Annotated in this window: 6 protein-coding genes; 5 read left to right on the top strand and 1 reads right to left on the bottom strand. The window is 38.1% G+C overall.

The annotated features are described in order from the left end of the window. The first annotated feature begins 253 nt into the window (after positions 1–253). The 3 genes from ABIB40_RS17595 to smc all read left to right on the top strand — a co-directional run bounded on the left by ABIB40_RS17595 (position 254) and on the right by smc (position 7023). Complete coding sequence (locus ABIB40_RS17595) at positions 254–2551, top strand: ATP-dependent helicase (protein WP_354360711.1); 2298 nt, start codon at positions 254–256, stop codon at positions 2549–2551. Between the two features lie 222 nt (positions 2552–2773). Then, a complete protein-coding gene (locus tag ABIB40_RS17590; RefSeq protein WP_354360710.1) occupies positions 2774–3280 on the top strand; it encodes an SRPBCC family protein in 507 nt (168 codons plus the stop codon). Between the two features lie 158 nt (positions 3281–3438). Beyond that, positions 3439–7023 carry a chromosome segregation protein SMC gene (smc, locus tag ABIB40_RS17585; RefSeq protein ID WP_354360709.1) on the top strand — a complete coding sequence of 1195 codons (3585 nt, stop codon included), beginning with the start codon at positions 3439–3441 and terminating at the stop codon, positions 7021–7023. Between the two features lie 288 nt (positions 7024–7311). On the opposite strand, the gene ABIB40_RS17580 is transcribed toward smc, so the two are convergent. Further along, the gene (locus ABIB40_RS17580) at positions 7312–7656 is read right to left on the bottom strand and encodes a hypothetical protein (protein ID WP_354360708.1); all 345 of its coding nucleotides are present in this window, start codon (positions 7654–7656) and stop codon (positions 7312–7314) included. 475 nt (positions 7657–8131) lie between these two features. Here ABIB40_RS17580 and ABIB40_RS17575 point away from each other — a divergent pair, with 475 nt between their 5' ends. Then, complete coding sequence (locus tag ABIB40_RS17575; protein WP_354360707.1) at positions 8132–8947, top strand: polysaccharide biosynthesis/export family protein; 816 nt, start codon at positions 8132–8134, stop codon at positions 8945–8947. A gap of 2 nt (positions 8948–8949) precedes the next feature. After that, positions 8950–11349, top strand: a complete 2400-nt coding sequence (locus tag ABIB40_RS17570) for a GumC family protein (RefSeq protein WP_354360706.1) — start codon at positions 8950–8952, stop codon at positions 11347–11349. Positions 11350–11390 lie beyond the last annotated feature (41 nt).

Here is an 11390-nt window from a genome sequence, read left to right as displayed (position 1 = left end):
TGCCAAATGTAAACGGTATTTAGGATTAAAAAAAATGTGTAAACTTGTATTAGGATTTTAAATCAAAAAGTGTAAACTTTTTTCAGGACGAGTCAGATTATCCTTCGACGGGCTCAGGATGACAAACATTTTGTTAGTTTTTCCTTAAGTTAATGACATTGCCCTAACCCCCTAACCGCCAACTAACCGCTAAACCCTACCCTCCTTCTCAACCTTTTTTCTTAAATTTGAATTTCAATAAAAAGGAGCAAATTTGGATTATTTAGAAGGATTAAACCCTCAGCAAAGGGCAGCGGTAGAGAACACAGAAGGGCCGGTAATGATAGTTGCAGGTGCCGGATCTGGCAAAACAAGGGTAATTACCTACAGGGTGGCGCATCTAATTAACAAAGGCGTAGATCCTTTTAATATTTTGGTGCTCACCTTCACCAACAAAGCGAGTAAAGATATGCGCGAGAGAATTGGCAAAGTGGTTGGCAGCGAAGCCAAAAACATTTGGATGGGCACTTTCCACTCGGTTTTCGCAAAAATATTACGTGTTGAAGCAACGAAGATTGGCTATCCGAGTAATTTTACCATTTACGATACCGACGACAGCAAAAGCGTTATCCGTGCCATTTTAAAAGAAATGCAACTGGATGATAAATTGTATGCGGCAAATTTTGTTTTCAATAGAATCTCCTCAGCTAAAAACAATTTAATCTCTGCGGCAGAATACTTAAACAACGATCAAATTCAAAGTGAAGATGTGCAAAATAAACGTCCGCTGCTTGGACTAATTTACGAACAATATGCCAAGCGATGTTTTAGAGCGGGCGCGATGGATTTCGACGACCTTCTTTTTAAAACCAATATTCTGTTGAGAGAGCATACAGATGTGCTGAACAAATACCAACAAAAATTTAAGTATTTAATGGTTGATGAGTATCAAGATACTAACTTCTCTCAATATACAATTGTTAAAAAACTTGCGGCAGCGTATCAAAATATTTGCGTGGTGGGCGACGACGCACAAAGTATTTATGCTTTTCGTGGTGCAAACATACAGAACATCTTAAACTTCGAACGCGATTATCCAGACCTGAAAGTGTATAAGTTGGAGCAAAATTACCGCTCTACGCAAAACATTGTCGAGGTGGCAAACAGCATCATTGCCAACAACAAAAATCAGCTGAAAAAAAATGTATTTTCTGCCAATGAAGATGGCGACAGGATTAAGGTTTCTCGTGCATTTACCGATAATGAAGAAGGCAAGCTGGTTGCAGAAAGCATTATGGGAGAACGCACTTTGAAGGGTTATCTATACAACGATTTCGCCATTTTATACCGCACCAACGCCCAAAGTAGGGCGATGGAAGAGGGTTTGCGCAAATTAAACTTGCCCTATAAAATTTATGGTGGTACGTCTTTTTATCAACGAAAGGAAATAAAAGATTTACTCGCTTATTTTAGGGTAACTTTTAACCCGCAAGATGAAGAAGCCATAAAACGTGTAATAAACTATCCTAAACGTGGTATTGGAGATACTTCTATAGATAAAATTATTGTTGCTGCTGCTACGCACGATAAATCTATGTGGGAGGTTATCAGCAATCCGCACATGTATGTAGAAGGCAGGCTGGCAAACCAACTGAACGATTTTGCCATGATGATCCAAAGCTTTATGGCAGAAGCGAAAAAACTAGATGCGTATGATGCAGCCTTGTACATTGCCCAACATGCGGGCATTTTAAAAGAGCTGTATAACGATGATAGTGTGGAAGGCAGGAGCAGATATGAAAACATTCAGGAACTTTTAAACGGGATAAAAGAATTTTCTGAGCGGGAAGATATTGAAGATAAAGGGCTTGCTGTCTTTATGCAAGATGTAGCGCTGCTAACTAATGATGACAACGAGAAAGATAAAAATAAAGACACCATTTCGTTAATGACCATCCACTCTGCCAAAGGTTTGGAGTTTAAAAATGTATTTGTGGTAGGTCTGGAAGAAAATCTGTTTCCCTCGCAACTGTCGCTGAACAATCGCACCGATTTGGAAGAGGAACGTAGGCTGTTTTATGTTGCGATTACGCGTGCAGAAAAAAAACTGACCATTACCTACTCTACTTCCCGCTACCGTTGGGGAACCTTAACCACTTGCGAGCCGAGCAGATTTATAAATGAAATTGATGCGAAGTATCTAGAACTTGATGTTAAACCTGCAAAAAGCAATGCACTGGAAGGTGGTTTTGATGACGAGCGCAAAAGTTGGACTTCGCAACCTAGAGATTTCTTTAGCAAACCAAAACCAACAAGTGGTCCCGCTGCAACTGCCCCCCGGCCGAAAACAACTTCTTTGTTGGCAAAAGCGCATGTGCCGTCGCCAGGTTTTGCGCCCTCTGCCCCTATCGAATTTCAAGGTGGCATGGAAGTAGAACACGAGAAGTTTGGGTTCGGTAAAATAATTAGCTTAGAAGGCAATTTGCCCGACGTTAAGGCAACCGTATTTTTTCAAGGATTGGGCAACAAACAGTTGTTGTTAAAGTATGCAAAGTTGATGATAGTTAAATAGAGTTTTAGGTTGTAGGTGTTACGTTTTAAGTAAAAACTAGCAAATCGAAATGCAATAGCGAATTAACTCTCAATTCATTAGGTGGGTTGCGGGTTGAAGGTCGGGATGCAAACAATACGCCAACCAAGAGTTAACATAGACAGATGCGCAGCTTCGGCCGAAATAATAGCGGTGGATTTCAATCCACCCCATTAAAATATTTTACAATCAAGATAACCACCGATGCCGAGAATAGAAATAAAAACAGAAATCAATGCAGATATTGCAATAGTTTTTGACCTCTCTCGCAGTATCGACCTGCATAAATTGTCTACAGAACATACAAATGAAACAGCAATCGGAGGAAAAACGAGTGGGTTAATTGGATTGAATGAAACCGTGACTTGGCGGGCAAAACATTTTGGCATCTACCAACAACTGACTTCAAAAGTAACCGACTATGAGCGACCGAATTATTTTACCGATGAAATGGTAAAGGGTACTTTTAAAAAATTTAAGCACGAACACCACTTTAAAAGCATCGATGGAAGGACATTGATGATAGACTATTTCGATTATCAATCACCATTCGGAATTCTTGGAAAACTAGCCGACACATTATTTCTAGAAAGATATTTGACTGAACTGCTCAATAAAAGAAACAGCGTGATAAAGGAATTTGCAGAAAACAGAAAAGTGGAAAGAAGTTTTGGTATCTTGAAAACGTTTTCACACAACAATTTAAAGTAATAACATTAGATCGAATCTATAATAAACAGTAAAAACAATCAGCATTTTTTGAACGCCCTGACACGAAACTTTTAACCCATAAATCGTAACCAAACTTCCGACTAACCATATAACCTCCTAACCATCTAACCACTAACCACTAACCACCTAACCTTCTCATGCAGCTTACCAAACTAGAAATAAAAGGTTTTAAAAGCTTTGGCGATAAAGTTATCATCAACTTTAACGTGGGCATTACGGCTATTGTCGGGCCAAATGGTTGTGGAAAATCTAATGTTATCGATGCCATGCGTTGGGTGTTGGGCGAGCAAAGTACCAAAGCGCTCCGCTCTGAAAAGATGGAAAACATCATCTTTAACGGCACAAAAACCAGAAAAGCAGCCCAATTGGCAGAAGTCTCACTAAGCTTCGACAACACTAAAAACATACTACCGACCGAATACTCACAAGTAACGGTAACTAGGAAATTGTATAGAACTGGCGAAAGCGAATACCGATTAAACGACGTGCAATGCAGGTTGAAAGACATTACAGATTTGTTTTTAGATACAGGTATAGGCTCCGACAGTTATTCTATCATCGAATTAAAAATGGTAGATGAGATTATCAACAACAAAGAACACAGCAGGAGATCATTGTTCGAAGAAGCGTCTGGCATTTCTAAATATAAGCTCAGAAAAAAACAGACTTTTGGCAAGCTAAAAGATACCGAGGCAGATTTGGAACGGGTAGATGACCTGCTGTTCGAAATTGAAAAAAATCTAAAAACATTAGAAAATCAGGCCAAAAAAACTGAACGCTATTTCAAACTGAAGGAACAATATAAAGCCCACAGCATTAAATTGGCTACCCATAGAATCTCCTTTTTTAGAAATGATTTGCAGCAATTAGAAAGTCAAGAAGCTAAACAATTAGCCGCTCGCACTGCACTAAGCACCAGTATCGACACCAACGAAGCCGCTTTGCAAGCGTTGAAACTAGAAAGCATCAACCAAGAAAAAAATCTTTCTGTCCAGCAAAAAGCAACCAATGAATTTGTAGCTAAAATTAGAACTTACGAGAGTGAAAAGAAAGTAAAAAACGAGCAAATGCGTTTTCTACAGGAAAAAGAGCAACGGTTAAGCACAGAGGTTGAGACGGACAAGAATCAGCTTAACCACGTAAAATACAATGTTAAAAGGCTGAACGAAGAGTTGCTTGTAGAACACGAAAAACTAACAAAACATGATACTGATTTAGCCGACCTTAAACAACAGTTGGACAAATTAAGAGCACAACAACAAATTGAAAAAAACCAAATAGACGAATTTTTAAGGACAACGGCTTCATTAGAAAAGCAGGTTTACGAAGCGCAAAAAGAAATAGACATTCTTAATATCCAAAAAGATGCTTTAAAACAAGAAAGCAGCAGAACAACGGTAGATACCGAGGGCAAAACGAAAGAAATCGCGGCTTTTGCCGACGCTTTAAAAAATATCGATGCTCAAATCTTAACAAAAACAGAAAATGTTAATGCTTTAATTGAACGGGAAGAAATCCTTAAAAGAAATCGCGATGAAGCAGAAACTACACTAGAAATTATTAGGGATAAACTTCAAAAAGAAAACCGAAATAAAGATGCCAAACAGAACGAATACAACCTGACTAAGAGCTTGGTTGATAGTTTGGAAGGTTTTCCAGAATCTATTAAGTATTTAAAAAAGCATGCTATATTGGCAAAAAAGGCTTTTTTATTGTCGGATGTATTGTTTTGCAAAGAAGATTACCGCGTTGCGCTAGAAAATTATTTAGAGCCTGTAATGAACCATTACGTGGTGGATGAATATAATGATGCAGTATTGGCCATAAACGCCCTTAACGACGCAAGCAAGGGGCGAGCAAATTTCTTCGTGCTAGAAAAACTGACGGAATCGAAAACCAATTATCCTGCAAAAGATGGGCTGGTCGCCGCCCTTTCTGTGGTTGAGGTAGATGAAAAATACCGGCCACTTGCAGAGTTGCTGCTCCAAAACGTTTTTGTTGTTGATGGATCACAGGAAGACCTGTTTAAAAACCCTGAAAACGAAGGAGTAACAATCCTTTCCAAAAATGGAAAATACAGCAAGACCAAGTTTACCCTTTCTGGCGGATCTGTTGGGTTGTTTGAAGGCAAACGGATTGGTCGCGCAAAGAATCTAGAAAATTTAAACAAAGAAATAAAGGCGCAAGAAAAAACAGTTGATGCTCATGACCAAGAAATTACCCTTTTACAAACCCGCATCAATCAGGTTAAAAACGACACCAAAGAACGGGAAATTATTGGCTTAAAAGAAACTTTAAACAAGCTTAATTCAGAGCAAATTTCTTTAAAAACCAGAAGTGACCAATATCAAGAGTTTATCCTCACTACCCAAAACCGAGAGAAAGACATTGTAAACCGGATTACACTTATAGAAAAAACGCTGACAGCTAAATTGCCGGCTCTAATTGTAGTCCAGCAGAAGCAGCAAGAAACGCATGGATTATTGCAACATAAACAGTTGGCTTACCAAGAAATTGCCGAACAGGTTATAACACTTGCGAGCAAATTTAATGAGGACAATTTAAAATTCCATCAGCAAAAAAATAAACATGCAGGTGTACAAAAAGACCTCGAATATCGCTTTGCGCAAGAAGAAAATTTAAACAAACGTTTAACCCAAAATCAAACAGCTTTAAACGAAGCTAAATTGTCGATCAAAAATACCGTTCAACATACCGATTTGGGCGATGAAGAGTTAGCAGCCATGTATCAACAGCGCGAAGAAACGGAAGCAGGGTTGGCCGAAGCCGAGAAAACTTATTTTAATAGCAAAGGGAATATTAACGAAGCTGAAACCGACATTACGGCGTTAAGAAAAAACAGAGAACAGAACGAGTTCTTACTAACAGAAATTAAAGACAAGAAAAACACCCTGAAACTGGAGTTAAATTCGCTTAAAGAGCGCCTTTCGGTAGAATTTAATTTAGATATTAAAGATTTGCTTGAGGGTGGGAATGAGACCAAAGACCAAAGAGCAAAGACTAAAGACCAAAGCAAAAAAGAGGTTGAGACTGAGGTTGAGAGCGAGTTTGAACTTAGACAAAAAGTAGAAAAATTAAAGCGCCAACTAGACGATTTCGGCGCAATTAACCCAATGGCTTTAGAAGGCTATAAAGAAATGGACGAGCGGTATACGTTTATCAAGTCGCAAAAAACGGATTTAATTGCTGCCAAAACAAACCTTTTGCAAACCATACAAGAGATAGACAATACCGCAAAAGAGAAATTTATGGAGGCTTTTTTACGTGCAAGAGAACATTTCATTACAGTATTTAGGTCGCTATTTAACGAAGAAGACAGTTGCGATCTGATTTTATCAGACGTTGATAGACCGCTAGAGGCCGACATAGAAATCATCGCCAAACCAAAGGGCAAGCGACCACTATCCATCAATCAGCTTTCTGGTGGCGAGAAAACACTTACGGCAACGGCACTTTTATTTTCGCTTTACCTCTTAAAACCTGCACCTTTTTGTATTTTCGACGAGGTAGATGCGCCTTTAGACGATACGAATATTGATAAATTCAACAACATCATCCGCAAATTCTCCAATCAGAGTCAATTTATTGTGGTATCTCATAACAAAAAAACCATTGCCAGCACCGATATTATTTATGGCGTAACCATGGTAGAACAAGGCGTTTCTAGAGTGGTGGCGGTAGATATGCGGGAAGTGGCTTGAGGGGATAGGCGGTTAGTTGGTTAGTTGGTTAGTTGGTTAGTTGGTTAGGGGTTAGTTGGTTAGGGGTTAGTAGGTTATTCAGACCTTAATTCGGTTATCTTGCTACTAACTACTTGATACTATGGAGGCCTAGGGTTGTTTAGTCGTGAGGTCGGTTATTTTGCTACTTGATACTAACTACTTGATACTATAAAGGCGTTGAGTCGTTTTTCGTTAAATCATTCTATCTTGATACTAACTACTTGATACTATTCTATCCAATAAGCTGCACTTCACGATAAAATAAAATTACCCGAAAAATCCAAATTCTCGCCTTCTCAAAATAAAAAACCCAAATCCTCCTGCTCCAATAAGCAAAAGCGGAACGTAATCGTCTATTGGACATTGTTGATAATAGGTTCCTTTTGTGCCACCTCTTGCATGACCGACACATCCAATAAAAGGTAAAGAGGTGTCCAAGACCCACTGGCAACCAGGATTTGGCGGACTGTTTGGCGTGTTCGAAAAAGTACCGCCCGGTGGATTAGTCTGATAGGTTAAGAGTTCGGGATAGCCTGGAATAAGACATCCAGAGTCTGCAAAAAGAAGATTTGAGATTAAAAGAAACGGGATGATTACACATAAGTTTTTCATAGAAGAGCATCAAAAACGTAAATTAAATTTGGATAAAACCCTAATATACAAATACTTTATTTAATTCAAACAACTATATTACATAAAATTACCCTTACCCTGAGCGAGCTAACCTTATCGCGAGTGAGGTGTATCCTGCCGCCGACAGAATGGAAAGCGCGGTTGTGGCGACATACAATATGTGGAATTGTCACATCGAGGTCTGATATATCTCGAAGAACTGACGTTTTGCTTTAAAATGGCTATAGCCAACCCGGGGGAATGTCCTCGCAGCTGGTTAGAGAGAAAAATACCTTAACTTAGAAACGGCATCTGCATTTTGGTTTTTTAACCAGAGAGATACAATCCTTGAGCTTCTTGATTAAAACGCCCAGTTTCGGATGAATGAAGTTTCAACTCCTAAAACAAACTCTTGCCTTTTTTACCCGAAAGTTTTTTTTATGTTTGTAACCTTACCATTACACAGAAATCGTATATGTCCCAAAAATATTCGTCTGCGCTACTCGCCCTTTTATTGTTTGCCATTTTATTAAGCAGCAGCTGCGCCGTGCGAAGCAAACAAAGCCTTTTTAACGCGCCCAGTGACATCGTTACCGATACTATTAGCCAAGTGTACGTTGTTAATGATCAGGGCTTAGGAGATTTATACTACAGAATTAAACCAAATGACTTGTTAGCAGTTCGAAACGTTCAAAATCCGGAATTTGGAGCTGTTGGTGGCACGTCAACATCTGGCGCTAACACTGGTGGATCTGGCACCACAAGTTCTTCAGCCCAATCTTTTGTGGTAGATTTAGATGGAAAAGTTAATTTGCCAGCAATAGGAAAAGTTGACGTAATGGGCTTAACAAGAAGAGAAGCCGCCGCAAAATTACAAGAACTTTATAAAGAAAAACTGTTGAAAGATCCAATTATAGAGGTAAATGTGGTTAATTTAAAGGTTACACTGTTGGGCGAATTTGCTAAACAAGGAAACTTTTTATTAGAAAAAGACAATACCACTTTGATAGATATTTTGGGAGAAGCGGGTGGAATAAATAAAACAGCAGATCCAAAAAGCTTAAAAATTATACGTGGCAATAGGGCCAACCCAGAGATAATTTATGTAAATTTAAACAACATTAACAGCTTAGCTAGTAAAAAATTAATCCTCCAAAATAACGATATTATTTACCTGCAAACCAGAAAATCTGCGGCGTTTAATGAAAAAATGCAATCCATTGGCAATTTTGTACAGCCTATATTGGTTATTGTAAATGTCGCCTTACTTATATTTTCCATTACAAAATAGTTATGGATACTCCACCCATTAAAAGTATTCTCGTAAATCAGCAGTTAAACTATTGGAAGGTTTTAAGAATTTTTCTTAGTAGATGGTACTGGATTTTAGGTTGCGTAATTATTAGTTTAACTGCCGCATGGCTCTATATCCGCACCATACCTCCAATGTACACAACGGGCGCTTCATTAAAATTAGACGAGTCACAATCTGACGCTTCTACTGACCCTAGTATGCGCAGTTATAGCCGATTTTATCAAAGCAATATACAAACTGAGGCCACCGTAATGCGTTCTCAAAATGTAATTTATAAAGCTATTGAACATTTAAACTATAAAATATCGTATTTTCTTAAAGGAAGAGTGCTCACCTCAGAACTTTACCCATCTATCCCTTTCAAAATCGCAATCATTTCTCAAGATAGTCTTAATTTTAGCCGAGCAACTTACTCCGTAGAGCCAATTGATAACACTAGTTTTATGCTAATTTCTAGTGATCATCCAGAAACTAAACTAAAGTTTAAATATAATCAGAATATTGCATTGGGCAATATGATATTCAGCATTAAAAGCAATATTCCAGATAAGGGAAATTATAGCTTCAAATTTAATGCAAAGGAAGATTTTTATGGTCGTGCAGCCGGCGGACTAAATATTTCTGAAGCAGAAAAATATAGTAATATCATGAATGTTACCCACACTGATATTAATCCTGTCTTTTCTTCAGATATCCTAAATGCTATCATTCAAGAATATATTATTAATGATGCAGAGCAGAAGAAAAGATCTGCCAAGCAGACGATTGCATACTTAGATAGCCAAATAGATTTTTTAAACAAGCAGGTTGATCAATCAGGAAAAAAGCTTTCCAATTTCTCTTCCGAGAGCACCATTGGTGATCCAGTTACAGACAAGCAGTTTAATATTGGCAAACTTACGGCCTTACAAACGCAGCGCACAGAATTGGAGTTCCAAAAGTTTTCTATAGAACAGTTAGAAGAACAGGTTAAGAATAATAAGGAAAAAATAAGGCTAAATTTAAATATTGACGGCATTACAAGTTTAGGTTTACCCATATTAATTTCGCAGCTGAACGGAGTTATTGCCAATAGAGAAGTTAAATTAAGCCAATTTAATGCAGACGCTGCCCCAATTAAGCAGCTAGACAATCAAATAGCAAACATCAAACAGCTTATTAATGGCAATATCAGTGCGCTTAAGCAACGTAACAAAAAAACCATTAACCTAGTTAATGGCGAATTGAATAAAGTGAGTGGGTCTTTGAGCCAACTTCCGGCTAAAGAGAACGATTTTGCTAAACTGCAGAACAATTACAATATAAACCAAAAAATGTTTTCTTTGTTATTTGAGAAAAAACTAGCTGCCCAAATTACATCCGCAGCAGTTACTCCTGGTGCAAATGTGATCAATGACTCCCAACCTTCATTTAGCCCCATTTCTCCTGTAGCTGGTCAAATTTATTCTTCCTATTTTATTGGCGGCATTTTGGCAGGTTTAGGCCTTATTGTTTTAGTTAGATTGATGAACCCCTACATTTACGATGTGGAAACTGTAGAAGGGCTAACAAGCATCTCTATTCTCGGGGTAATTTTAAAGTACGATCGCAAAAAAAATGGTGAGCGTAAACAGATTTTAGCCCTCGACCAACCAAAATCTATTTTTGCAGAATCCGTTCGATCCGTTAGAACAAACTTGAGTTTTTTAGCCTCCGACAAGGAAAACAAAATAATTTGTGTTACTTCAGAAATTTCAGGCGAGGGGAAATCTTTTGTAAGTTTAAATTTAGCCGGAACCTTAAGTATAATAGATAAAAAAGTAATTCTGATTGCTGCTGATTTAAGGCGGTCAAAATTACATAAAGCTTTTGGTGCTGATAACATCAGAGGTCTAAGCACCTATTTATCTGCACAGTCTGATCTCGATGAAATAATTAATCGCGACAAGGACTACACTTTCGATTATATAACCTCTGGGCCTGTGCCTCCAAATCCATCAGAATTGCTACACAGCAATAAGATGAGGGTACTTATCGAAGAGTTAAGAAAACGCTATGAATATGTAATTTTAGATACTGCTCCAGTTGGTTTAGTCTCAGATTCCATTCCGATTATTAACCAAGCAGACATCAATCTCTTTATTATCCGGTCTGGCATTTCGAAATTCAGCGCCGCATCTGTACCCGAACGGTTATCTAAAGAATTTGCTTTAAATAATATCTCTATCATACTAAATTCTTTCACTAATGAGCTATTACACTCAAACATACATACCAGCAACTATACTCAGAGTGGATCTGGCACATACTATTACTCTAATTATAATGGGTATAACAATAGCGGGTATTACGAAAATGAAGACAGAAAATGGTGGAAATTTTGGAAGCGTCGAGTTTAACCTAGTTACTTTTAGAAAGGGATAAGCTTAAAACTCTAAAA

The organism is Pedobacter sp. UYP30, assembly GCF_040547165.1.
Taxonomy (GTDB): domain Bacteria; phylum Bacteroidota; class Bacteroidia; order Sphingobacteriales; family Sphingobacteriaceae; genus Pedobacter.
Note: the sequence above shows the minus strand (reverse complement) of the source record. Positions and strands in the feature narration are given on the sequence as shown.

Coding starts and splice junctions, on each gene's coding strand:
- ABIB40_RS17580 (WP_354360708.1), bottom strand. CDS start 7,656: ATGAAAAACTTATGTGTAATCATCCCGTTTCTTTTAATCTCAAATCTT.
- ABIB40_RS17570 (WP_354360706.1), top strand. CDS start 8,950: ATGGATACTCCACCCATTAAAAGTATTCTCGTAAATCAGCAGTTAAAC.
- ABIB40_RS17590 (WP_354360710.1), top strand. CDS start 2,774: ATGCCGAGAATAGAAATAAAAACAGAAATCAATGCAGATATTGCAATA.
- smc (WP_354360709.1), top strand. CDS start 3,439: ATGCAGCTTACCAAACTAGAAATAAAAGGTTTTAAAAGCTTTGGCGAT.
- ABIB40_RS17575 (WP_354360707.1), top strand. CDS start 8,132: ATGTCCCAAAAATATTCGTCTGCGCTACTCGCCCTTTTATTGTTTGCC.